Origin of the sequence: Salinigranum halophilum, assembly GCF_007004735.1 — an archaeon.
Lineage (GTDB): Archaea > Halobacteriota > Halobacteria > Halobacteriales > Haloferacaceae > Salinigranum > Salinigranum halophilum.
This window is the reverse complement of sequence record NZ_SSNL01000005.1, coordinates 529,056-552,725: the sequence shown is the minus strand read 5'-3', so window position 1 is coordinate 552,725 and position 23,670 is coordinate 529,056. Positions and strand designations below refer to the sequence as shown.

Genomic DNA, 23,670 nt, shown 5'->3' with positions numbered 1-23,670 from the left:
AGGGGTGAGACAGACGCAGACGCGCGTTCGGCGTGACGATGGACTTAACTCTCCCCCTCGGCACCTCCTTGATAAGGAACTTCTCCGGGAGTGACGCTCATGTCTGAATCCGACACCACACCCACCACACTCCGAACCCCCATCGTCGCCGTCCTCGGTCACGTCGACCACGGCAAGACGAGTCTGCTCGACACGATCCGCGGGTCGGCCGTCTCTGAGGGCGAGGCGGGAGCCATCACGCAGCACATCGGGGCCACGGCGGTCCCGCTCGAAACTATCTCCGGGATGGCCGGGAGTCTCGTCGACCCCGACGACTTCGACCTCCCCGGCCTGCTGTTCATCGACACGCCGGGACACCACTCGTTCAGCACCCTCCGCTCTCGAGGCGGGGCGCTGGCCGACATCGCCATCGTCGTCGTCGACGTCAACGACGGCTTCCAGCCGCAGACCGTCGAGGCCATCGACATCCTCAAGCGGACCGGGACGCCCTTCGTCGTCGCCGCGAACAAGATCGACACGACGCCGGGGTGGAACCCCCAGGAGGGTGCACCCATCCAGCAGACGTACGAGGCACAGTCCTCCCGCGCCCGGTCGATGCTGGACGAGAACCTCTACGAGATCATCGGCGACCTCTCGGACAACGGCTTCTCCGCCGACCTCTACTGGCGCGTCCAGAACTTCCAGAAGAACGTCGGCGTCGTGCCCTCCTCGGCGATGACCAAGGAGGGTATCCCCGACCTCCTCGCCGTCTTGATGGGGCTCTCTCAGCGGTACATGAAAGAGGAGATGCAGATCGACGTGACGGGCCCCGGCGCGGGCACGGTCCTCGAGGTGAAAGACGAGCGCGGCTTCGGGACCACGCTCGACGTCGTCCTCTACGACGGGACCGTCCGCGAGGGCGAGACCATCGTCGTCGGCGGGAAGAACGACCCCATCGTCACGGAGGTCCGGGCGCTCCTCCGTCCCCGACCGAACGCCGAAATCCGCACGGAGAAGCGGTTCGAGCGGGTCGACGAGGTCACTGCGGCCTCCGGGGTGAAGATCGCCGCACCCGACCTCGAAGACGCGATGGCGGGCGCACCGGTCCGCGTGGTCCGTGACCGGCCAGTCGACGAGGTCATTGCCGAGGTCAAGCGCGAACTCGCCGAGATCGAGGTCGAGACCGCCGAGGAGGGCGTCGTCGTGAAGGCAGACACCCTCGGCAGCCTGGAGGCGATGGCGAACGCGCTCGACGAGGCCGAGGTGCCCATCCTCCGCGCCGAGGTGGGCGACGTCGCCCCGCGGGACGTGGCCGTCGCGTCGACGGCGAACGAGGAGAAACACGAGGTCATCCTCGCGTTCAACGTCGACGTGCTGAACAACGCTCGGGAGGAACTGGACAAGACCGGGGTGAAGCTGTTCGACGACGACGTCATCTACCAACTCGTCGAGGAGTACGAGGAGTACGTCGACGAGATGCAGCGCGCCCAGCAGGAGAACGTCCTCGACAAGATCATCCGGCCGTGTCGGTTCAGAGTCCTCGAGGACCACGTCTTCCGGCAGTCCAATCCCGCGGTAGTCGGCGTCGAGGTGATGTCGGGCACCCTGAAGAACAACCAGTACGTCGTCAAGTGGGAGGGCAACGAGCCGACGCGCGTCGGCCAGCTGAACGGCATCCAAGAGCAGGGTGAGGACGTGAGCGAAGTCCGCGCCGGTAAGCGCGTGAGCGTCGCTATCGACGGGCCGACGGTCGGCCGACAGATCGACGAGGGTGACGAGCTCTGGGTGATGCTCCCCGAGAAACACGCGAAGATCCTCGAACAGGAGCTCTCCTCGGACATCCCGGCGGACGAACTCGAGGCGCTCCAGTCGTACCTCGACAAGCACCGCCGGCGCGACCCCTTCTGGGGCAAGTAACCCTCCTCACCGCCGTTCCGCCGCGGCGGTCACTCGTCGTCCACGCTCGGTCGTCTCGGTCGGTCCTCTGCCAGTCGCTCGTCCGTCACGTCTCCGCCAGCCGCTCGTCAATCACTCATAACTTACGAGAAGTTATCTGTAATGTACACCGATTCACAGCACCACGTTGAACGAACCCTCCCAGAAATTTTTAGTAGAGAATACTCGTAGGAAGGAACGAGGTGAGTACCGATGAGCACTCGTACCGGCCTCGAAACCCGTTTCGAAGACGATGCAGAGCTGAGCGAACACGACGCCACCGCGCCCGGGCGGGTCGACGACACGGACGGGTGGCGGGTCTCTCGCTACGACCTCATTCTGGTGCTCCTGCCGCTCCCACTGCTGTTCGGCATCGGCTGGGCGTCGGTGACTGCAGCACCGATGTCGGCCGGGGCTAGCCTCGGGTCCGTCCCGACGCTCGCCCTACTCGTGTACGGGCTCTTCGTCGCCGGTCCGACGGACCCCTCCGGCGACGACGCGCGCTAGCGCGGATGAGAAGAACGGTGCGTTCCGGTCGGCTACCGTGCGGTCGGCGTCAGGTCGTCACCGACCGTCGACATCACCTGGAAGGCGGCCGACGCGGCGAGGCCGCGGGCGACCTCGGTACACTCCTCCGAGGAGAGTCCCGACGCGAGGTCGTCGGCGTCGGGGGTGAGTCCGGCGCTAACCGGGTGGCCCACCGGTGGGTGAACGGCGACAGTCGCCCGCGGCCCGTTCGAGCCGTTCGACAGTTCCGACCCGATGGCGTAGCTGTCGGGCAGATACGTCCGCGTCTGCGCGACGATGCCGGCGACGGCCTCGCGAAGCTGCCGGAGTTCCGCGGCGGAGAGCTCCTCGATGTCGGCGGACGGCTGGCCCGCACCGACCACGCCGGGCGCACCCGCGTATGGGTTGTTTCCGTTCATCAGACACCCACGATACGGGAAGCGGCCGCAAAAAGCCGTCGGAGACGGACATATCCGTTTCGATAGAAAAGAGACCGCGCGTCGTGCCGTCCCCGGCGAGGGTCACCTGCCGCTACAGGATGGGCTCGCTCTCGCCGTAGACGGCGAGGACGACCGCCGTCGTGTACTCGGTCGTCGCGGAGACGTCGCCGGTCGCGAGGGCGACGTCCTCGGCGTCGAACGACCACTCGCGGAGTTCTCTCCCGTCTTCGAGTCCGCGCTCGACGGTCGTTCGGACCGCCTCGGGGTCGTCGCCCGAGGCCTCGTAGAAGAGTCCGGGGCCGGGGCCGGTGGCCCAGCCGACGCCCGCACAGACCCGCTCTGCGGTCCCCGTCCGAGCGGTCGCGCGCGACTCGACCACGGTGAGTCGGTTACCTGCGGGGCCCAGGTCGGGGGCCGTCTCGACCACGTCGACCGTCGCCTCGGCCGGGATGACCGAGGAGACGCTGACGAGGTTGTAGTTGTGGACGTTAGCGTCCGCGAGCGCCGCGTCGTAGGAGGCCATCGCCGTCCGAGCGCTGGCGACACCGCGGACGACGTAGATGGTGCTCATCGTCTCGAGAAGAGAGACGCGACGAATAATGGGTTACGATACGCTCGCGCGAGGGAGGGGAGCGACGGTCAGTACTGGTAGTCGAGGCCCGGAATCTCGACGTTGTCGTCCTCGGCGAGCTTCTCGGTCGCGGCGACGAAGTCGGCGTGGCTGACCTCCGTGCGTCCGTCGCGGATGGCGAACATGCCGGCCTCGGTCGCGAGCGAGGCGATGTCGGCGCCGCTGTAGCCGTCGAGGTCGGTGGCGACGGCGTCGGTGTCGACGTCGTCGGCCAACTGCATGTCGCGCGTGTGAATCTCGAGAATCCGCGCGCGTCCCTCGGGGTCGGGGTTCGGGACCTCGATGAGGCGGTCGAACCGCCCCGGCCGGAGGATGGCCTCGTCGAGCATGTCGAAGCGGTTGGTGGCGGCGATGATGCGGATCTCGCCGCGTTCGTCGAAGCCGTCCATCTCGTTCAGGAGCTGCATCATCGTCCGCTGGACCTCCGCGTCGCCCGACGTCTTCGAGTCGGTCCGCTTCGAGGCGACGGCGTCGATCTCGTCGATGAAGATGACGGCGGGTTCGCGCTCGTTCGCGAGTTCGAAGAGGTCTCGGACCAGTCGCGACCCCTCGCCGATGAACTTGCGCACGAGTTCGGAGCCGGCCATCTTGATGAACGTCGCGTCCGTGTGGTTGGCGACGGCCTTCGCGAGCATCGTCTTGCCCGTCCCCGGCGGACCGTGGAGCAACACGCCGGCGGGCGGGTCGATGCCGACCTCCCGAAACATCTCGGGCCGTTCGAGGGGGTCTTCGACGGCCTCGCGCACCTCGCGGACCTGGTCGTCGATGCCACCGATGTCGTCGTAGGTGACGTCGGGCGAGGCGTCGATTTCCATCGCCTGCGCGCGGGCGTCGGTCTCGTCCGAGAGGAGCGTCTGGATGGCGAACGAGTCGTTGATGGCGACGCGGTCGCCGGCGGCTACCTCTGCGTCGAGCCGCGGCGACACCTCCGTCAGGACCTCCTGGTTGTTGCCGTGTTGTTTGATGATGACGCCGTCGTCGTTCTGCTCTTCGACCGTCGCGACGTACAGTGACGACGACTTGAGCGTCTCGTTGCGGCGCTTGAGCTGGTCGACCTCGTCTTTGAGCGACTCGGTCTCCTCGTCGGCCTCTGCGAGGCGCGATTCGAGCTCCTCGTTGACCGACTGCATCCGCTGGTAGTGCTGTTTGATCGCCGAGAGCCGCTCCCCATCGGACATCTCCGGGTCCAGATCGAGGTGCGGACGCTCGGGTAACGACGGACTCCGTGACATCAGTTGTGCGCACTATGAACCCCGCGTAAATGTGCCTTTGGGTCGCGGGGACGCTTCCGTCGTCGCCGGATTCCGGCCGGAGACCCCGCAGAACCCACTCAGAGCAGCGACGCGGCCTGGTCGAGGTAGTCGCCGTACACCGCGAGCGCGCGCTCGATGGGCTCGGGGTCGGTCAGGTCGACACCCGCGGTCTGGAGCACCTCGAGCGGGTACTTCCGACCGCCCAGTCGCAGCGCCTCGCGGTACTCGGCGGCCGCCGGTTCACCCTCGTCGAGGATGCGCTCGACGATGGCCACCGCCGCCGAGATGCCCGTCGCGTACTGGTAGACGTAGAAGTTGTAGTAGAAGTGCGGAATCCGCATCCACTCGCGCTCGATGCGCTCGTCGGCGACGGCGGGCTCGTAGAACTCCGATTTCAACTCGCCGTACATCGAATCGAGCCGGTCGGGGGTGAGCGCGCCGTCCGCCTCGACGACCTCGTGGATCTGCAGCTCGAAGTCGGCGAACATCGTCTGCCGGTAGAGCGTCGACCGGAAGCGCTCGAGGTACTGGTCGAGGACGTGCATCCGGAACTGGTCGTCGTCGACAGTGTCGAGAAGATGGTGCGTGAGGAGCGTCTCGTTCACCGTCGAGGCGACCTCCGCGGTGAAGATCTCGTAGCTCGCGTACTGCCAGGGCTGGCTCTCGTTCGCGAGCTCCGAGTGCATCGAGTGACCCAGCTCGTGCGCCAGGGTGAACATCGACTCGATGTCGTCCTGGTAGTTCATCATGATGAACGGCTGGGTGTCGTACGTCCCCGCCGAGAACGCGCCCGAGCGCTTCCCCCGGTTCTCGTAGACGTCGACCCACCGCGAGTGGAGCCCTTCGGCCATCCGTTCTCGATACTCGCTTCCCAGGGGGGCGACGGCCTCGGTGATGTACTCGACCGCCTGGTCGTATTCGACGGTTGGCGACTCCTCGCCCGTGAGCGAGACGTAGAGGTCCCACATCCGCAGGTCGTCGAGGCCGTGGGCGTCGCGCTTCAGTTCGGCGTGATAGTGGAGGTGATGCAGGTGCTTGCGGACCGTCTCCAGCAAGGTGTCGTACACCTCGACGGGGACGTTCGGCCCGTTCAGCGCGGCCGCGCGGGCGGTGTCGTATCCGCGGACGTTCGCCATCTTGACGTCCTTCGTGACGCTGTTCTTGAGCGCCGTGCCGACGGTGTTTCGGACGTCGGCCCACCGGTCGTAGAACTCCTCGTGGACCCGTCGTCGGAAGTAGCGGTCGGGGTGTTTCTGCAGTTTGGTGAAGTTCGCCTGAGTGATCTCGACAGCCTCGCCCTCGGGGTTCTCCACCGTCGGGAACTCCATGTCCGCGTTGGTGAGCATCGAGTAGACGTCACTCGCCGCGCCCGTCACCTCCGAGAGGTCCGCGAGGAGCTCTTCGACCTCCGTCGAGCGGGTGTGGGGCTTCATCCGCAACACGTCGTCGAGGTAGTGTTCATACGCCTCCAGACCGGGTTCGTCCTCGACGAGGGCAGCCACCTCCTCGCGGGAGAGTGCCTGGAGTTCGGGCTCGACGTACGACGCCGCGCTGCTCGCCTCGGCGGAGAGCGACTGCGCTCTGGCGGAGAGTGCCTGGAACTCCTGGTTCCGTGTGTCCTCCGCCGACCGGAGGTTCGCGTAGGAGACCACCTTCGACAGCTCGCGCATCACCTCCTCTTCGAGTTCCAGCACGGCCAGCAGCGTCTCGCCGTCCTCGGTGACCTGCCCCTCGAACTCCCGCAGCTCTGGAACGCGCTCTTTGACCGCTGCGAAGGCCGCCTCCCACTCCTCGTCCGACGTGTAGATGGAGTCGAGGTCCCACTTGTACTCCGCCGCGATCTCCGACCGTTCGGGAACCGAACTCATGGACGGGGAGAAGGCGGCGGCAAGCCTAAGGGTTGTCCCCGCGGCACGACAGACGAAAAGCGAGATGCGTCGAACCCGTCTGTCCCGTCGATGACAGCACCCATCGCGACCTGTCCCGACCACGGGACGTACTTCGAGCACGCGTGTCCAGTCTGCGGAGCGGCGGGCGACCGGGTGCTCTCCGGCGCTCGCCGAACCCGGCTCTCGAAGTTCCTCTCCGGCGCGCTCAGACACTTCCCCGACGACGTCGGCCTCTCGCTCGACGCGTCGGGGTGGGCGTCCTATCCGGCGGTCGTCGAGACCGTCACGGGTCGGTACGACTGGGCCGGCAAACGGGAGGTAGACGCGGTCCTCGTGACTGACCCGAAGGGACGGTTCGAGACCGCTTCCCACGGAACTGGGCGGGAGGTGCGGGCGGCGTACGGTCACTCGGTCGCCGTCGACCTCGACGACGGAGGCGAAGGAGGGGCAGACGACATCCCGGACACGCTCTACCACGGAACCGCGCCGCGGGCCCTCGACGCGATTCTCGCGGAGGGACTGCGCCCGATGGGTCGACAGACGGTCCACCTCTCTGGGAGCCGTGAGACCGCCCGAGAGGTCGGGCGACGACACGCCGATGGTGCGCCGGTCGTCTTCAGTGTCGACGCGCGTGCCCTCGTCGACGACGGGTTCGACGTCCGAACGCGTGGGACGGACACCTACACGGTCGCGCGGGTCCCGCCCCGGTATCTCTCTCGCGACGAGACCGCGTGAGGACGCAGCGACCACTCCACTGGAGCCCCCGTCTTTTTCTCCCAGGACGTCGACTCGCCACACATGAAGGTACTCTTGGGAATCGGTGGGTCGGACGACTCGCTCACCGCGCTCGAGCAGACCATCGACCGCGCCCGCGAGGCCGGCGACGACCTCACCGTCGGGATTATCGACAACCCCGCGGCTGAGTTGTCACGCGACGCGCTCGAAGCTCGCGTCCGCGAGATGCTCGACGAGGCCGGGGTCGACGCCACGGTGCGACACCTCGAGGGCGACCCCGGGAGCGCGCTGGTCGACCTCTCCGAGGACGGGCACTTCGACAAGATCGTCCTCGGTGGCGGCGAGACCAGCCCGATGGGAAAGATTCGAATCGGCAGCATCGCGGAGTTCGTGCTCCTCAACTCACACGTGACGGTGTCACTGGTCAGATAATGAGCGAACGAGACTACCCAGACGAACCGGCCGAGGCGTTCGAGGCCCCGCCGGTCGTCTTCGAGGACAAGGAGGGCCGCGAGATCGATATCCGCCCCTACGAGGGGACGGACGAGGAGACGGAGGCGCTCGTCGAGATGTACGGGGCGTTCGACCCGGCCGACCGCGCCCAGGGAATCCCGCCTGGGAAGGAAGACCGTATCCGGACGTGGCTCTCGAACATCCTCGACGAGGAGTGTCTGAACGTCGTCGCGTGGGACGGCGAGACGGCGGCCGGTCACGCCACGCTCGTCCCCGACGGCGACGCGTACGAACTCGCCATCTTCGTCCTCCAGGCGTACCAGCGCGCCGGTATCGGCCGGCGGCTCATGTACGCCCTCTTGGGGTACGGGCGCGAGGAGGGAATCGAGAAGGTGTGGCTCACGGTCGAGCGGTGGAACCGCCCGGCCGTCAACCTTTATCACGAGACGGGCTTCGAGACGAGCGACGCCGAGAGCTTCGAACTGGAGATGACCATCCGCCTGCAGTGAGTGGGTGAGGTCACTGACGGGCAGCCACGTCGAGGTCGACGTCGGCGAGCAGGTCGCGTATCTCGTCGACCTTCGCGGTCTGTTGCTCGTTGGCGGCGGCGACGTCCGTGATCCGTTCGGCGACCTGTTCGGCCTGTGTTGCCGTCTCGTCCACGGTCGATGCGACCTCTTCTGTCGATGCGGCCTGCTGGTCGGTCGCGTCGGCGACTTCCTGAGCACCCATCGCGGCCTCCTCGACCGCGTTGTCGATGTCCCGGAGGACGTCGATTGCCACGTCGACCTGGCCGAGGCCCGCGTCGATTTCGTCGTTCGCCTGGTCGATGCGTTCGACGGTGCTTGTCGTCTCCGTCTTGATGTCGTCGACCTTCGACTCGATGTCGGCCGCGTTCTCGCGGGACTCCTCGGCGAGTTGTTTCACCTCGTCGGCGACGACGGCGAACCCCGACCCGGCCTCGCCGGCGCGGGCGGCCTCGATGCTGGCGTTGAGCGCCAGCAGGTTGGTCTGGTCGGCGATGTCGTTGATGACCTCGACCACCTCGTCGATTTCTTGGATACGCGCGCGGAGACGTGAGACGTCCGTGGCGACGTCGTCGGTCACGCTGTCGACGGTCTCCATCGCGTCGACGGCGCTGTCGGCCGCTTCTCGCCCGTCTTCGGCGAGGTCGAGCGCCTGTGAACTCATCTGCGTCGTCTGCTCTGCTCCGGAGGCGATCTCCTCGACGGCCGCGCTGAGGTTCGCGACCTCGCCGGCGACGCCGCCCATGTTGTCCGACTGCTCTGTCGCGAGTTCGCTGATCTCCTGTGAACTCCGCGCCACCTGGTCCGAGGCCTCGCCGAGTTCGCGGAGCGCTCCCGTCAGTTCAGTCGCTACCGTCGACGACCCGACGTCGGGTTCGGTCTGCCGTCGTCCGTCGGTTCGTGTCTCTTGGTCCTGCGTGGACATTCACTCGCGACTTGTTAGAACTAAAATATAAGTTGTCGCTCCCCAGACCCATTTGTGATAATAACTACCGCAGATACCGTAGTCCCCTACGGGAAGTGTGACGCCGAGACCGCAAGGTCCGTACCGCTGGTCGTCCTCTGGCAGCCTATGACCGAGGACAGACAGGCCACGTTCGGGGCCGATGGGAGCCTCGACACCGAGACGCCGCCGGAGGCGCGGGAGGGGACGACCGACCGGGGCGAAGCGAAGGACGAACACGAGACGAACGGCGGGTACAACCGGTACGACGTCTCCAGCCTCCTCCAGAAGGCCGTCCGCCGCTCCGACGAGCGGGTCGCTGCCTGGGCGGCGTGGGAACTCGCCCGGTCGGGCTACGCGTGGAACCTCTGGGACCGCCTGAACCTCTACGTCGTCGAGGACCTCCGCGCCGGCCAGGACGTCGCCTTGCTGGTCGAGCGATACGAGACGCTCGCGACGGAGCGGTGGGAACCCGACTCCTGGAAGGGGCGACTCTGTGCGATTCACGCCGCGCTCGCGTGTGCCCGCGCTCGCTCGTCACGCGAGGCGGCCAACGCCGACGAGTGCTTCCGCCTCGTCGCGGAACGACGGGCCGCGTGCGGAGCAGACGAGGACCCGCCCGTCGAGTTCCCGGTCGGCGACCTCGAACCCGGCGGCCCGTACGACGTGGTCTTCGACCAGCACACCGGTGAAGGGGCGCGGAAGGGGCGCGGCACCCGATTTTTCAAGACGCACGGGGCGCGGGTCGGTCCCGAGGAAGACGGCGAAGAGAGTCGGCGCTGGCAACGACTCGCGATGGTTCTGTCGGACGTCGAGTACTCGGACGCGGAACTCGACCACGCGCTCACGCCCGTCTCCGCGGACGACCCCTGGCCCGAGTCGGACGACGACGACCTGCGGGACTAGTCGGTGGTCTCCCGTCGCGGTGACCGGCCTCGACCGAACACGGCGACACCGATGAGCGAAAGACGAGGCGTGGTAACGTTCATCAGTGTCGCGGACCAATCCGAATCCGACCGTGCCCGAGAGACGACCATCGTGCGCCGTCGAACGGCTGTCGCTCGCCCCGGCCGAACAGTGGACGCTCCACGACGTTCTGGCCGACCGGCTTCAGCGTGACCGCGGCGGCGACCCCGCGGACGAGCGCACGGCCTCCCACCGTCGGCAGGCGTTCGAGACCCTCGACGACGGAGGACGGCGGTTCACGCGGCCAGAACTCGAAGCGATGCAGCGGACGCTGGCGCGTGCACACCACACGCGGCGCTGGGAGGTCGAGCGACCGCGACTCGAATCGCTGTTACGGCAGATTTCGTCGGCGCTCGACTAGACGGACGAAGTGATGGAGGTAGACGGTCAGACCGAAAGCACCGGCTGGGAGGCGTACAGGAGGACGTACTCGGCGGCTTTCTCTAAGACCTCGCCGGGGTCGCCGGTGACCGGCTCGCGCGGGACGACGATGAAGTCCGCGCCGACGTCGTCGGCGGTGTCGAGGATGGCGCTGCCGGGGTGGCGGGTCTTGACCCGCGTGGAGAACCCGAACGCGGTCGAGTGGGAGATGTGGACGCCCTTCCCGGTGGCGTAGTCGGCGACGCTATCCATGAACGCCTCGTGGTCGCCGACGACGCTCCCCTCGTCGATGGTCCCGTCCTCGATGGCGCGGACCACGTTCTCACCGAGGAGGTAGACGGCGTGGACCGAGGCGTCGTACTGCTCGGCGATGGAGACGGCGTACTCGACGGCGAGCGCGGACTCCTCGCTCCCGTCGACGGGGGCGAGGACGAGTTCGACGTCGATCGGAGCCGACGACGCGTGTTCCATGCGTGGGGGTGTGACGGCCGGTGGCAAAAACCCGTCGCCTCCGAGGGTGTGTGGACGCGGCGCGGCGGTCCGGCCCGTCCTCGGTCTCGCGTTCGCTGCGCCCCGGCGCGCGCCGAGTCAGCTTCTGCCGACACGGTTGTTTAAGAACCCTAGCCGACTACGTACCCCTATGCGAGGAATCCGTATCGGGAGTGCGTTTGGAATCCCCATTCGCCTCGATATCACCTTTCTCTTGGTACTCCCGCTGTTCGCCTGGCTCATCGGCTCCGACGTGTCGAACCTGACGGGTGTCATCAACAGCCTCTTCGGGACCGCTATCGCGGCCGACCCGCTCACGGCAGGGTCGATGCGGTGGGTGCTCGGGAGCGCGGCGGCCCTCGGGCTGTTCTTCGGCGTGTTACTCCACGAGTTCGGTCACTCGCTCGTCGCCATGCGGTACGGCTACGAGATCGAGTCCATCACCCTCTGGCTGTTCGGCGGGGTCGCCCGCTTCACCGAGATTCCCGAAGACTGGAAGCAGGAGTTCACCATCGCCGTCGCCGGCCCCATCGTGAGTATCCTCGTCGGCATCGTCTCGTACGTCGGGTTCGTCGCGCTTCCGCTGGGTGACCCGGTGAAGTTCGTCCTCGGCTATCTGGCCCTGACGAACGTCGCGCTCGCGGTGTTCAACATGCTCCCGGGCTTCCCGATGGACGGGGGACGGGTCCTCCGCGCGCTGCTCGCGCGCAACCGCCCACACGCCCGCGCGACGCAGTTGGCGGCCGAGGTGGGGAAGATATTCGCGTTCCTGCTCGGCCTCTTCGGCCTCTTCGCCAACCTGTTCTTGGTCGCGCTCGCTTTCTTCATCTACATGGGCGCGTCCAGCGAGGCCCAGCAGACCGTGATGAAGGCGGCGTTCCAGGACGTCATCGTCCGCGACATCATGACCCCCCGCGAGGAACTCCACGTCGTCGACGAGCGCGCCTCCGTCGCCGAACTCCTAGAGCAGATGTTCCGCGAGCGCCACACCGGCTACCCGGTGATGCACAACGGCCAGCTCGTGGGGATGGTGACGCTCGACGACGCGCGGGGCGTCCGCGAGGTCGAACGCGACGCCTACCGGGTCGAGGAAGTGATGTCCCGAGACCTCGCGACCATCACGCCCGACGCCGACGCGATGGAGGCCATCACGCTGATGCAACAACACGGCGTCGGCCGCCTCCCGGTCGTCGAGAACGGCGAGTTCGTCGGCCTCGTCTCCCGCTCGGACCTCGTCACCGCGTTCAACATCATCCAGTCGCGCGGCTCGCTCGACTCGTTCGGCCGCGAGCCCTCGCTCGACGTGCGCCCCTGACCGACAGCGCGCACCCACGACCGGGGCCGACGACTCACCGCGGCGGATACGCGTCGTGCCAGGGTCGCACTCGCTCGAACGCCCCGCTCGCGGCGAACACCGTCTCGTCGTCGAAGCGGTCGCCGACGAGTTGCAGTCCGACCGGGAGGCCGCCGTCGGTGAACCCGGCCGGAATCGACGCCGCCGGGTGGCCCGTGAAGTTGATGGGATAGGTGAGACACCAGCCGATGAGGGGGTCGACCGGCTCGCCGTTCACCTCGGCGGGGCCGACAGTGCTCCCCATCTCGTCTTCGTCGTTCTTCACCGGTGGGACGGCCAGCGTCGGCGTCACGAGGAGGTCGTACTCCTCGACGGTGAACACGTCCTGCAGCGCGTCGTACACCTCCGTCCGCAGGTGTTCGTCGCGCTTGTAGTCGACGATGGACTGGTCGCGCGTCTCCACTAGGAGGTCGGCGAACTCGGGCGTGAGTTCGTCCCGGTGGTCGCCGAGCAGGTCCAGCCCCTCGTCTTTGAACCCCTCGACCGCCGAGTGATACAACATCCCGATCTCGCGGAGCCAGAGGTCGGCCAGTTCCATCTGGTCGTGTGTCAGCCCGAGAGAGATCTCTTCGACCGTTGCGCCGGCGGTCTCGAACGCGGTGACCGCGTCGTCGACGACGGCCCGGACGCGCTCGTCGATTGGGAAGATGTCGAAGTCGGGGCTGTACGCGACCTGCATCCCCTCGACGCCACGACGGACCGCCCCGCGGAAGTCGTGCGGCTCTTCGGGCATGCTCAGTGGGTCCCGTGGGTCCGGCCCGGTCATCACGTCGAGCATGAGCGCGGCGTCCTCGACGGTTCGGGTCAACGGTCCGGCGTGGATGGCCGGCGTGTGCGAGAGGAACGCGTCGGGACGAATCGCCTGCGCGACCCGTCCGTAGGTCGCTTTGAACCCGTACACGCCCGACCAGGCCGCGGGGATGCGGACCGAGCCGCCGCCGTCCGAACCCTGTGCGATGGGGACGAGTCCGTCCGCGACGGCGGCCGCGCTCCCGCCCGACGACCCGCCCGCGTTCCGCTCGAGGTCGAACGGCGTGCTGGTCGGCCCGAAGAGCCGGTTGTCGGTCGTCCCCTTGTGCCCCATCTCCGGCGTGTTCGTCTTGCCGAGGACGATGGCTCCGGCCTCCTCCAGCCGCCGGACGTACGTCGCCGACTCCTCGGGGACGAACTCCGCGAACGGCACCGACCCCATCGTGTTCCGGACGCCCGTCTTGAAGTCGAAGAGGTCCTTGATGGCGATTGGGACGCCGTGGAGGGGACCGAGTTCTTCGCCACGTCTCACCGCGGCTTCCGCCTCTCGCGCACGCTCGCGAGCGTCGTCTCCGAGCACGGTCACGAACGCGTTTATGTCCTCGTTCCGCGCCTCGATTCGCTCGAGACACGCGTCGACGACGTCGACGGGCGAGAGGTCCCCGCGCCTGATTCGCGACGCGAGCACCGACGCTGAGGTGTAGGCGAAGTCTTCTGACATGGTCTCTCACACTTCGACGGGTGTTGACAAAAGAGTAACTATTAATCGTGTGGATGCGGCCGGCGACGCGACTGACGCTCTCGTGCGCTCGGCGTCCGACCAGCAACCCTTAACACGTGGACGGGAGACGATTCACCCGATACCGATGTCCCTGGATATCTCCGACGCCCTCTCGGACGGACTCGACCGTACATTCCAGCGAAACGGCCTCCTCATCGCGGTCGTCTTCGTCGTCTTCGGTCTGATCGACGCCGTGGCCGGGCAGACGCTCGCGGCGGCCACAGCCCGGTTCGCGGAGCAGGCGATGAGTCAACTCCCGTCGGATGCGCCGGCGAACCCGGCCGTCACGACGCTGCCGAGCGCCGAGGCGACCCCGCTGTCGCTCCCCGTTCCGCTCCCCGTCGCCCTCGGCCTCGTGGCCGTCCTCGCGTTCGTCGCCGAAGCGATTCGAATCGTGAGCGTTCGCACGCTCGTCAGCGACGAGACCGAGACCATCCCCGACGAGTTCGTCTCGCGAAACCTCTTCTCCGCGACGCTCAACGGCTTCGTCGGCGGCATCGTCGTCATCATCCTCGTCGCTGTCGGACTCTTGCTCCTCGTCGTGCCGGGCGTGTTCATCGCTCTCTCGTTCTTCTTCGTCCGCCAGGAGATCGCCGTCGAGGACAAGAACTTCATCGACGCGCTCTCGTCGAGTTGGGAACTCACCTCGGGGCACCGACTCGCGCTGTTCGGCCTCGCGCTCGTCCTCTTCGTCGTCGGCCTCGTCGTGACTGCCGTCGGTGGACTCGTCGGGTTCGTGGGCATCCCGCTCCTCACGACCGTCGTCAACATCCTCCTCGGTGCGATGACGACCGTCTTCACCGTCGCCGTCGCCGCGCGCGCGTACGTCCAACTCACAGACGAGCGGGACGCCGCGGTCGCCCCCGACGCGGGTGAGATGGAAGGCGCTGACGACGAGAGCGAGTGGAAGTACAACCCATAGCGGGTCGCTGCGAGCGGTCACGGGGTCTTGCTTTTAAGTCACTGGCGTTCGGATGAAAGGTGTATGACAGATGTGCTCATCGTCGGCGGCGGTCCCGCCGGACTCAGCGCTGCATTGTTCACCGCGAAGAACGGGCTCGACACCGCCGTGTTCGACACGGACGGGACGTGGATGCACAAGGCGCACCTGTTCAACTACCCGGGCATCGGCTCCGTCGACGGCTCGGCCTACATGGCGACCCTCCGCGACCAGGTCGACGACTTCGGCGTCGAGCGCCACCAGGAGGAAGTGACGGCCGTCGAGGCGACGGACGACGGCCTCGTCGTCGCCACCGACGCCGACGAGCACGCTGCCGACTACGTCGTCCTCGCGACGGGTGCCAACCGCGACCTCGCCGAGGACCTCGGCTGTGCCATGACCGACGAGGACGTCGTCGACGTCGGCGTGACGATGGAGACGAGCGTCGAGAACGTCTACGCGACCGGGGCGATGGTCCGGGTCGAGGAGTGGCAGGCGGTCATCTCCGCGGGCGACGGTGCCGCGGCCGCGCTCAACATCCTCTCGAAGGAGAAAGGCGAGAACTTCCACGACTTCGACACCCCCGCGACTGCCGAGGAAGTCCTCGGGTCGCTCGTCGACGGCGAGTAACCTCTCCGCCGACTGTTTATCCAAGTACTTCTATTCTCTTCTCGGACGAGTTCGGCCGTCCACTGGATACGACCTCGCCGTCCGTATGCCACGGCGGTCGACGGTCTTTCCGTCCGTCGAACCCACAGTGACGCGTTCTGTCGCCGGCTCACGGTTCGGTACTCGCCTGGGCGACAGACTCACCGAGTCACGACACTCCACCTCGGTCGGTTACACTGAACACATCGTAATACGTCGATTCGACGCCAGAACGCGCGGAATCAGCCACACGGTCCGTTCGGGGACGACCGTCTCCACGACGAAGCGTTCGGGGGAGCAGCGGTCCGTCTCTGTCGACACTTCAACAGAATAAATTAGATAAATTTTGCGACTAACTCGGCACGATGGGTCGCTCGCGTCGCCCCGTGAATCAGCCCGCTACCCAACACTTTTTGCACCGGTTCACGAACTCGATAAGCGAGCTTTCACCATGCCACGCGCCGTCTTCGACAGTACTGAGTACGACCGGCGAATCGCCCGGACGAAAGCGCGGTTGCGCGAGCGAGAACTGGACGCAGTGTTCGTCGCCGACCCGGCGAACATGAACTACCTGACGGGCTACGACGGCTGGTCGTTCTACGTCCACCAGGGGGTCGTCGTCACGCCCGACCGCGACGAACCCGTCTGGATCGGGCGCATGATGGACGCCAACGGCGCGCGGGCGACGACCACCCTCTCCGAGGAGAGCATCCGTCCGTACAGCGACGACCACGTCCACTCCCCGTACGACCTCCACCCGATGGACTTCGTCGCGGACGTTCTGGCGGACCTCGGCCTCGACGAGGGCCGCATCGGGCTCGAGATGGACGCGTCGTACTTCACGGCGAAGTCGTACACACGGCTCCAGCAGAACCTCCCCGAGGCGACCTTCGAGGACACCACGCTCCTCGTGAACTGGGTTCGCGTGAAGAAGTCCGAGCGGGAACTCGAGTACATGCGAGAGGCGGCTCGCATCTCCGAGAACGCGATGCTGGCCGGCCTCGACGCCATCGAGGAGGGTGTCCCGGAGTACGAGGCGGCGGAAGCCATCTACTCGGCACTCGTCGAAGGGACCGACGCGTTCGGCGGCGACTACCCCGCTATCGTCCCGCTGATGCCCTCGGGCGACCACACCGGTACCCCGCACCTGACGTGGACCGACCGGCGGTTCGAAGACGGCGACCCGGTCATCATCGAACTCTCGGGCTGTCGGCACCGCTATCACTCACCGCTCGCGCGGACGACGTTCGTGGGTGACCCGCCACCGGCGGTACAGGAGACGGCCGACATCGTCGTCGCGGGCATGGAGGCGGCGCTGGACGCCGTCGAACCCGGCGTCACCTGCGAAGCCGTCGAGAAGGCCTGGCGCGACGAAATCGCGAAACACGACGTCGAGAAGGAAGACCGCATCGGCTACTCGGTGGGACTCGGTTACCCGCCGGACTGGGGTGAACACACCGCCAGCCTCCGCCCGGGCGACGAGACGGTGCTCGAAGAGGACATGACGTTCCACACCATCCCCGGACTGTGGTTCGACGACTTCGGCGTCGAACTGAGCGAGACGTTCCGCGTCACCTCGACCGGTGCCGAACCGCTCGCAGACTTCCCCCGCCGACTCTTCACTGCCTGACGATGCCCACATCACCCACGACGGACACAGCCGACGACGACACGAACGACGAACCGAGCTCTGCGCTCTCGACCGCCCGGCGACAGCTCGAACGGGCGGCCGCACACACCGCCGTCGACGAAGGGGTCGTCGAGCGGTTGAAACACCCGACGAAGCTCACGCAGGTGTCGGTCCCGCTCCGGCGCGACGACGGCTCCCTGGAGGTGTTCACGGGCTACCGCGCTCAGCACGACGACGTCCGCGGCCCCTACAAGGGCGGGCTGCGCTACCACCCGGAGGTCGACGCCGAGGAGTGCATCGGCCTCTCGATGTGGATGACCTGGAAGTGCGCCGTCATGGACCTGCCGTTCGGCGGGGGAAAGGGGGGTGTCGCGGTCGACCCGCGGACGCTCTCGTCGGGTGAACGCGAACGGCTCACTCGTCGCTTCGCCGAGGAGATTCGCGACGTGGTCGGGCCGAAACAGGACGTGCCCGCCCCGGACATGGGGACGGACCCACAGACGATGGCGTGGTTCATGGACGCGTACTCGATGCAGCGGGGTGAGACGACACCCGGCGTCGTCACCGGAAAACCGCCCGTCATCGGTGGCTCGCACGGACGTGAGGAGGCGCCCGGCCGGTCGGTGGCGATCATCACCCGCGAGGCAATCGACTACTACGACCGGGACCTCTCGGAGACGACCGTCGCCGTCCAGGGGTTCGGGAGCGTCGGCGCGCCCGCGGCGCGCCTGCTCGACGAGTGGGGTGCGACGGTTGTGGCCGTCAGCGACGTCAACGGCGCGATTTACGACCCAAAGGGGCTGGACACGAACGACGTCGAGGCGCACGACGAGCGCCCCGGCATGGTCTCGGGGTACGACGCGCCGCAGACGCTCACGAACGCGGAACTGCTCGAACTCGACGTCGACGTGCTCATCCCGGCGGCCGTCGGTAACGTCGTCACGACGGCGAACGTCGCCGACGTCTCCGCCGGGATGGTCGTCGAGGGGGCCAACGGCCCGACGACGTTCGCGGCCGACGCCGTCCTCGAAGAACGCGGCGTGCCGGTCATCCCTGACATCCTCGCGAACGCCGGCGGCGTGACCGTGAGCTACTTCGAGTGGCTCCAGGACATCAACCGCCGCCAGTGGTCGCTCGAACGCGTCCACGAGGAACTCGAATCGGAGATGCTCGACGCCTGGGACGCCGTCAGGCGAGAAGTCGACGACCGCGACCTGACGTGGCGCGACGCCGCCTACGTCGTCGCCCTCTCGCGCATCGGCGAGGCGAAGTCGACCCGCGGGCTCTGGCCCTGAGCGGCTGCGAAACGCCCGGCCGAGTGTCGCGAGTCACGCGAGTCAGTCCTCGTCCGGCGCGAGGACCAGGTTCTCCAGTTCTTCACCCGTCTCCAGTCGCTCGACGTTCCGCGCGACGATGTCCGCCAGGCGGTCCCAGTGTTTCGGCGTGTGCCCGCCCGTGTGCGGCGTGATGAGGCAGTTCTCGAGGTCCCACAGCGGATGCTCACTCGGGAGCGGCTCGGGGTCCGTCACGTCCACCGCCGCGCCGCGAATCTTGTTCGACCGGAGCGCCGAGACGAGCGCGTCGGTGTCGACGATTCCCCCTCTCGCGGTGTTGACGAGGACGGCTTCGGGCGGCATCGTGGCGAACTCCGCCTCGCCGATGAGTCCCCGCGTCAGGTCGTTGAGCGGGCAGGCGACGACGACGTACTCGCTCCGCGAGAGCGCGTCGTGGATGGCGTCCTCGTCGAAGCCGACCACCTCGTCCGTCGGGCCGCCCTTCTCGGGGGTGTAGCGCACGCCGATGGTGTCGACCTCCATCCCCTCGAGGCGCTGGACGACGGCCTGGCCGATGGAGCCGAGGCCGATGACGGTCACCGTGGAGCCGGTGAACTCCGTGGACTGGAAGTGCCGCCACTCCGAGCGCTGCTTGCGCCGCCACCCCTCGTGGAGGCGGCGGGCGAAGACGAGCATGTTCCCGATGGCCTGCTCGGCGATGCCGGGCGCGTGGATTCCACCGGCGTTCGTCACCCTGACGCCCTGGGCTTCGAGCGTCTCCGTGGGGAGGTGGTCGATGCCGGCGAACGTGCAGGCGAACACCTCCAGCCGCGAGTCGGTGAGCATCTCCTCGTCGACGGTGATGCCGGTGACGACTCGCGCCTTCGGGACGAGTTCGCGCTCTCGTTTCGGCGTCCGCGCGAGTTCGACCCGCCTGTCGGGCAGGCGTTCGCGCAGTTTCTCGGCGTACGACTCCATCGACAGGCCTTCGGTCCCCTCGCGGAGGACGACGATGTCGGGGTTCTCACTCATGGGTAGCTGCCTCCCCGGTCGCCGCCGCGAGCGTGAGACGACGGCCGGGTCATGTACTCCCGCGGTTGTCCGGTGCGGGCTTATGCTTTTTCGTCTCCGCTCCTCGCCGTCGTCCTCGACACCTGCCGACCGGTATTAAGTGGGTGGAGGGTGGTAGAGAGAGGCATGGCCGAGTCGATTCGTGAGCGACTGCCCGAACTCAGACGCGACCTTCACCGCTATCCCGAGCCGGGGTGGTGTGAGTTCTACACGACGTCCAGGCTCGTCGAGGAGATCGAGCGTCTCGGTGTCGACGAACTCGCGGTCGGGCCCGACGCCTACGACCCGGCGGATCGGATGGCGCTCCCCCCCGACCGACGCGTCGCGGAGTGGTACGACCGCGCCCGCGACCGCGGTGCGGACCCGGACCTCCTCGAGCAGATGGCCGGCGGGAACACCGGTGCCGTCGCCGTCCTCGACCGGGGCGACGGCCCGACGGTCGGCCTCCGCGTCGACATCGACGGGCTGTTCATCGAGGAGTCGACGGACGGCGACCACCGGCCGGCGGCCGAGGGGTTCCGCTCGGAGACTGAAGAGACGATGCACGCCTGCGGACACGACGCTCACATGACCTGGGGGCTGGCGACGCTCGAAGCGGTGAAAGAGAGCGACTTCGCCGGTCGACTCGTGGTGTTCTTCCAGCCGGCAGAGGAGGTCTCCGGCGGCGGGCACCCGATGGCCGAGAGCGAGTACGCCGCCGACCTCGACTACTTCTTCGCCGCCCACGTCGGCCTCGACCACCCCACCGGCGAGGTCGTGGCCGGTATCGAGCGCCCGCTGGCGATGTGTCACCTCGACGTCGACATCCGCGGGACGTCGGCCCACGCCGGGAAGGCACCCGAGGCGGGCGACAACGCGATTCAGGCGCTCGGCACCGCCATCGAGAACGTCTACGGCGTTCCGAGACACTCCGACGGCATGACGCGGGTGAACGTCGGCCGGGTCGAGGGGGGGACGGCGAGCAACATCGTCGCCGAGGAGGTGAACGCCGTCGCGGAGGCCCGCGGCGAGACGACGGCGCTGATGGAGTACGCCAAATCCGAAGTCGTCACCCGGTTCGAGACGGCCGCGGAGATGCACGGCTGTACCGCCGACGTCGACGTCGTGAGCGAGAGCCCGCGGGCCGACAGCGACCCCGAACTCGCCGCCGTCGTCGAACACGTCGCTCGTGACACCGCGGGTGTCGACACGGTCCGCTCCGCCGCCGACTTCGGTGCCAGCGAGGACGCGACGTTCCTCATGGAGCGCGTTCAGGAGACGGGCGGTCTCGCCACCTACCTCATCGTCGGGACGGACCACCCGACGAGCCACCACACGCCGACGTTCGACGTCGACGAACGGAGCCTCCCGCTCGGCGTCGCGGTGCTGACCGACTCCGTGTTGGCCGTCGCGGAGGGGGAGCCGTGAACGGTCCCGGGGCGTCGGTCCCCGCCGCGACGGACGTCGTCACGCTCGCGGACGTCGAGGCGGCCCGAGAGCGACTCGACCCGGTCGTCCACCGCACGCCGCTCGACACCTCAACCACGTTCGCCGAGCGCAGTGGCGCTGCGGCCGTCGGGCTCAAACTCGAGAACACCCAGCGCACCGGCTCGTTCAAGATCCGCGGGGCGTACAACGCGATGGCACAGCTCTCCGCGGGCGAACGCGACCGGGGCGTCGTCGCCGCCAGCGCCGGCAATCACGCCCAGGGGGTCGCACTCGCCGGACGGCTCCTCGACGTCGACGCGACCATCGTCGTCCCCGAGGTCACGCCCGCCGCGAAGATCGAAGCGACGCGGGGGTACGGCGCAGCGGTCGTCGTCGAGGGGGCGAGCTACGAGCCGGCGTACGAGCACGCGCTCGACATCGCCGACGAGGCGGGGAAGACGTTCGTCCACCCGTTCGACGACGCGGACGTCATCGCCGGGCAGGGGACCGTCGGCCTCGAACTCCGCGAGCAGTTCGACCCCGACACCGTGCTGGTCGCCATCGGCGGCGGCGGCCTCGTCTCGGGTGTGGCGACGGCGTTGAAGGCGCACGATCCGGCGACCCGACTCGTCGGCGTTCAGCCGGAGGGGGCGGCGCACGCCAAGCCGTCGCTCGACCGCGACCGCATCCACCGGCTCGACGAGGTCGACACCGTCGCCGAGGGCGTCGCGGACGCGCGACTCCTCGAGCGGACGTTCGCGGTGATGCGCGAACGGGTCGACGACGTCGTGGCGGTGAGCGACACGGCCCTCGCGGTGGCGACGACGCTCCTCGCCGAGCGGTCGAAGACCGTCGTCGAGGCCGCGGGTGCCGCGCCCGTCGCTGCGCTCGTCTCGGGTGCGGTCGACGTCGCCGACGAGCGGGTCGCCTGCGTCCTCTCCGGGGGCAACACGAACCTCACCGAGCACGCCGCGTTGACCCGGACCGGGCTGATGGCGCTCGACCGCTACGTCGAGGCGCGCCTCGCCCTGCGTGGGTGGCCGACGAGCGTCGCCGACGTCACCGAGACGGTCGCCGACCGAGGGGCGGAACTCGACGTGCTCGAACGCGCACGGCCGACCGCGTCCGACGACCCGAACCGGACGCCCATCCGCGTCGGGCTGGAAGGGAGTGGTTCGACACATCTCGCGGACGTCCTCTCGGCGCTCGATTCGCGCCCGACGGTCTCCGTCGTCGAGCACAGCCTCGACGCCGCGCTCGACGGCTGAGGCCCCGCGGTCAGGCTGTCGCGGTCGAGGCGACGGCCTGCATCGCCTCGCAGAAGAGTTCGGTCCCCAGTTCGACCTCGCGTTCGGTGACGTCCAGCGGCGGTAGCAGGCGGATGGTCTTCTTGCCGCAGCCGAGGGTGAGCATCCCGCGTTCGAGCGCGGCTTTCACCACTGCGTCCCGCCGTTCGGCCGTGTCGAACTCGACGGCGAGCATGAGCCCCTTCCCGCGGACGTCCTCGACGTGGTCGGGCGCACCGTCGCGGAGGCGTTCTTTCGCCGCCTCGCCTCGACTGGTGGCGTTGTCGAGCAGGTCGTGTTCCTCGATCGCTTCGAGGGTGAACGCTCCGTACATCGACGCGAGGATGTCGCCACCGCCGAACGTCGACCCCAGGCGGTTCTTCTGGTCCGGGAAGAGCTCCGAGCGGGACACCGTCGCGCCGACGCGCAGCCCTTTCGCCGCGCAGATGACGTCCGGGTCGACGGCGTAGTGCTCCGACGCCCACATCCGCCCCGTCCGGCCGACGCCCGACTGGATCTCGTCGACGACGAGGGGGATGTCGTAGGTGTCACAGACGTCGCCGACCTCGGCCATGAACTCCTGGCTCGGGAAGCGATACCCGCCGACGCCCTGGATGGGCTCGAGGATGGCGAAGGCGACCTCGCCGGGGTCGATGTGCCCCCCCTCGGGAGCGAGGCTGTTCCGGAACCGCGACCCCGCGTCGGTGAAAAAGCCACAGTCACAGGTGTCGGGGGTGCAGCCGCGGTCGTCGCAGAACGGCACCGTCTCCACGCCGGCGACTTGCGGGTAGTGGCGGGTGTAGACGTCCTTCGACTTCGTGAGCGACAGCGTCCCCAGCGTTCGACCGTGGAAGCTCCCGGCGAAGGCGACGCCGTACTGCGCCGTGGGCTTGTGGTCGTGGGTGATCTTCATCGCGTTCTCGACGGCCTCCGCGCCGGAGTTCGAGAGGAACACCGTGTCCATCCCGTACTCGCTCGAGACGTCGACGAGTCGGTCCATCAGGTGGCTCGACCCCGGGAACGCCGTCGTCTCGGGGTCGGGACCGGCACCGAAGTAGAGGTCCTGACCGGCGATCTTCATCGGCTCGACGAGGTCGAACTCACGGAGCTTCGAGAGTACCTTCTCGTTGTCGTAGCCGAGTGGGGCGGCACCGATGTGGCAGGTGAAGTCGAGGAGGACGTTCCCGTCGACGTCGGTGACGAACGGACCGTCTGCCTCGGCGGTGATGTCCCAGACGAAGTCGTGGGAGTACTCGCTGGGTGCCGCGCGCTTCGAGTGGAAGTCGATCCACCGCTGCGCGTTGGGGCCGGGCAGCGACTCCACTTGGGGCTCTGCGGTGTCCCTGTCCATACACAGTAAGTGTAGCCGGTGTCAATTAAAACTTGGTACACCTGGCCGCG

The 23,670-nt window shown here is 67.7% G+C and carries 23 protein-coding genes; 14 read left to right on the top strand and 9 right to left on the bottom strand.

Features of this window, described 5'->3' with window-relative positions:
• The first annotated feature begins 99 nt into the window (after positions 1 to 99).
• Both infB and E6N53_RS14870 read left to right on the top strand, forming a co-directional pair.
• Positions 100 to 1,896, top strand: coding sequence for a translation initiation factor IF-2 (gene infB / locus E6N53_RS14875; RefSeq protein WP_142860348.1), 1,797 nt, complete (start codon positions 100 to 102; stop codon positions 1,894 to 1,896).
• A gap of 231 nt (positions 1,897 to 2,127) precedes the next feature.
• Complete coding sequence (locus E6N53_RS14870) at positions 2,128 to 2,421, top strand: DUF8015 family protein (protein WP_136590873.1); 294 nt, start codon at positions 2,128 to 2,130, stop codon at positions 2,419 to 2,421.
• 32 nt (positions 2,422 to 2,453) lie between these two features.
• Here E6N53_RS14870 and E6N53_RS14865 read toward each other — a convergent pair whose 3' ends face one another.
• The 4 genes from E6N53_RS14865 to pepF form a co-directional block, all read right to left on the bottom strand.
• Positions 2,454 to 2,840, bottom strand: coding sequence for a DUF5811 family protein (locus E6N53_RS14865; protein ID WP_142860347.1), 387 nt, complete (start codon positions 2,838 to 2,840; stop codon positions 2,454 to 2,456).
• Between the two features lie 112 nt (positions 2,841 to 2,952).
• The gene (locus E6N53_RS14860) at positions 2,953 to 3,432 is read right to left on the bottom strand and encodes a pyruvoyl-dependent arginine decarboxylase (protein WP_142860346.1); all 480 of its coding nucleotides are present in this window, start codon (positions 3,430 to 3,432) and stop codon (positions 2,953 to 2,955) included.
• Positions 3,433 to 3,500: 68 nt separating this feature from the next.
• Positions 3,501 to 4,724, bottom strand: a complete 1,224-nt coding sequence (gene pan2 / locus E6N53_RS14855) for a proteasome-activating nucleotidase Pan2 (RefSeq protein ID WP_136590870.1) — start codon at positions 4,722 to 4,724, stop codon at positions 3,501 to 3,503.
• Positions 4,725 to 4,822: 98 nt separating this feature from the next.
• Entirely contained in the window at positions 4,823 to 6,613 is a 1,791-nt protein-coding gene (gene pepF, locus E6N53_RS14850) for an oligoendopeptidase F (protein ID WP_142860345.1), read from the bottom strand.
• Positions 6,614 to 6,703: 90 nt separating this feature from the next.
• Here pepF and E6N53_RS14845 point away from each other — a divergent pair, with 90 nt between their 5' ends.
• The 3 genes from E6N53_RS14845 (at position 6,704) to E6N53_RS14835 (ending at position 8,331) form a co-directional block, all read left to right on the top strand.
• Positions 6,704 to 7,369, top strand: coding sequence for an RNA 2'-phosphotransferase (locus tag E6N53_RS14845; protein ID WP_142860344.1), 666 nt, complete (start codon positions 6,704 to 6,706; stop codon positions 7,367 to 7,369).
• 63 nt (positions 7,370 to 7,432) lie between these two features.
• Positions 7,433 to 7,801 (top strand): universal stress protein, encoded by a 369-nt coding sequence (locus E6N53_RS14840; RefSeq protein ID WP_142860343.1) that lies wholly within the window; start codon positions 7,433 to 7,435, stop codon positions 7,799 to 7,801.
• Positions 7,801 to 8,331, top strand: a complete 531-nt coding sequence (locus E6N53_RS14835; RefSeq protein WP_142860342.1) for a GNAT family N-acetyltransferase — start codon at positions 7,801 to 7,803, stop codon at positions 8,329 to 8,331. The genes E6N53_RS14840 and E6N53_RS14835 overlap by 1 nt, the downstream gene beginning before the upstream one ends.
• 10 nt (positions 8,332 to 8,341) lie before the next feature.
• Here E6N53_RS14835 and E6N53_RS14830 read toward each other — a convergent pair whose 3' ends face one another.
• A complete protein-coding gene (locus E6N53_RS14830) occupies positions 8,342 to 9,274 on the bottom strand; it encodes a methyl-accepting chemotaxis protein (RefSeq protein WP_142860341.1) in 933 nt (310 codons plus the stop codon).
• A gap of 147 nt (positions 9,275 to 9,421) precedes the next feature.
• On the opposite strand from E6N53_RS14830, the gene E6N53_RS14825 reads away from it, so the two are divergent.
• A complete protein-coding gene (locus E6N53_RS14825) occupies positions 9,422 to 10,198 on the top strand; it encodes a hypothetical protein (RefSeq protein ID WP_142860340.1) in 777 nt (258 codons plus the stop codon).
• A 112-nt stretch (positions 10,199 to 10,310) separates the two neighbouring features.
• Positions 10,311 to 10,619: a DUF7853 family protein gene (locus E6N53_RS14820; protein WP_142860339.1), complete on the top strand. Its 309-nt coding sequence runs from the start codon at positions 10,311 to 10,313 to the stop codon at positions 10,617 to 10,619.
• A 26-nt stretch (positions 10,620 to 10,645) separates the two neighbouring features.
• Here the strand turns inward: E6N53_RS14820 and E6N53_RS14815 are convergent, their stop codons facing one another.
• A complete protein-coding gene (locus tag E6N53_RS14815; protein WP_136603252.1) occupies positions 10,646 to 11,110 on the bottom strand; it encodes a universal stress protein in 465 nt (154 codons plus the stop codon).
• A 169-nt stretch (positions 11,111 to 11,279) separates the two neighbouring features.
• Between E6N53_RS14815 and E6N53_RS14810 the strand changes: the two genes are divergently transcribed.
• Positions 11,280 to 12,443 carry a M50 family metallopeptidase gene (locus E6N53_RS14810; protein WP_136603251.1) on the top strand — a complete coding sequence of 388 codons (1,164 nt, stop codon included), beginning with the start codon at positions 11,280 to 11,282 and terminating at the stop codon, positions 12,441 to 12,443.
• Positions 12,444 to 12,477: 34 nt separating this feature from the next.
• Here the strand turns inward: E6N53_RS14810 and E6N53_RS14805 are convergent, their stop codons facing one another.
• Positions 12,478 to 13,953 (bottom strand): amidase, encoded by a 1,476-nt coding sequence (locus E6N53_RS14805; RefSeq protein WP_142860338.1) that lies wholly within the window; start codon positions 13,951 to 13,953, stop codon positions 12,478 to 12,480.
• A 145-nt stretch (positions 13,954 to 14,098) separates the two neighbouring features.
• On the opposite strand from E6N53_RS14805, the gene E6N53_RS14800 reads away from it, so the two are divergent.
• The 4 genes from E6N53_RS14800 (at position 14,099) to gdhB (ending at position 18,526) form a co-directional block, all read left to right on the top strand.
• Complete coding sequence (locus tag E6N53_RS14800; protein ID WP_142860337.1) at positions 14,099 to 14,935, top strand: DUF7847 domain-containing protein; 837 nt, start codon at positions 14,099 to 14,101, stop codon at positions 14,933 to 14,935.
• A gap of 63 nt (positions 14,936 to 14,998) precedes the next feature.
• On the top strand, positions 14,999 to 15,583 hold the full coding sequence (locus E6N53_RS14795) for an NAD(P)/FAD-dependent oxidoreductase (RefSeq protein ID WP_136590857.1): 585 nt from the start codon (positions 14,999 to 15,001) through the stop codon (positions 15,581 to 15,583).
• Between the two features lie 469 nt (positions 15,584 to 16,052).
• Positions 16,053 to 17,231: a M24 family metallopeptidase gene (locus tag E6N53_RS14790; RefSeq protein ID WP_142860336.1), complete on the top strand. Its 1,179-nt coding sequence runs from the start codon at positions 16,053 to 16,055 to the stop codon at positions 17,229 to 17,231.
• Between the two features lie 2 nt (positions 17,232 to 17,233).
• Entirely contained in the window at positions 17,234 to 18,526 is a 1,293-nt protein-coding gene (gene gdhB / locus E6N53_RS14785) for a glutamate dehydrogenase GdhB (RefSeq protein WP_142860335.1), read from the top strand.
• A 42-nt stretch (positions 18,527 to 18,568) separates the two neighbouring features.
• On the opposite strand, the gene E6N53_RS14780 is transcribed toward gdhB, so the two are convergent.
• Positions 18,569 to 19,537 (bottom strand): D-2-hydroxyacid dehydrogenase, encoded by a 969-nt coding sequence (locus E6N53_RS14780; protein ID WP_142860334.1) that lies wholly within the window; start codon positions 19,535 to 19,537, stop codon positions 18,569 to 18,571.
• 165 nt (positions 19,538 to 19,702) lie between these two features.
• Between E6N53_RS14780 and E6N53_RS14775 the strand changes: the two genes are divergently transcribed.
• Both E6N53_RS14775 and E6N53_RS14770 read left to right on the top strand, forming a co-directional pair.
• On the top strand, positions 19,703 to 20,983 hold the full coding sequence (locus tag E6N53_RS14775; RefSeq protein ID WP_142860333.1) for an amidohydrolase: 1,281 nt from the start codon (positions 19,703 to 19,705) through the stop codon (positions 20,981 to 20,983).
• On the top strand, positions 20,980 to 22,251 hold the full coding sequence (locus tag E6N53_RS14770) for a threonine ammonia-lyase (protein WP_142860332.1): 1,272 nt from the start codon (positions 20,980 to 20,982) through the stop codon (positions 22,249 to 22,251). Before E6N53_RS14775 ends, E6N53_RS14770 begins: the two co-directional genes overlap by 4 nt.
• Before the next feature lie 10 nt (positions 22,252 to 22,261).
• On the opposite strand, the gene E6N53_RS14765 is transcribed toward E6N53_RS14770, so the two are convergent.
• On the bottom strand, positions 22,262 to 23,620 hold the full coding sequence (locus E6N53_RS14765) for an aminotransferase class III-fold pyridoxal phosphate-dependent enzyme (RefSeq protein ID WP_142860331.1): 1,359 nt from the start codon (positions 23,618 to 23,620) through the stop codon (positions 22,262 to 22,264).
• Positions 23,621 to 23,670 lie beyond the last annotated feature (50 nt).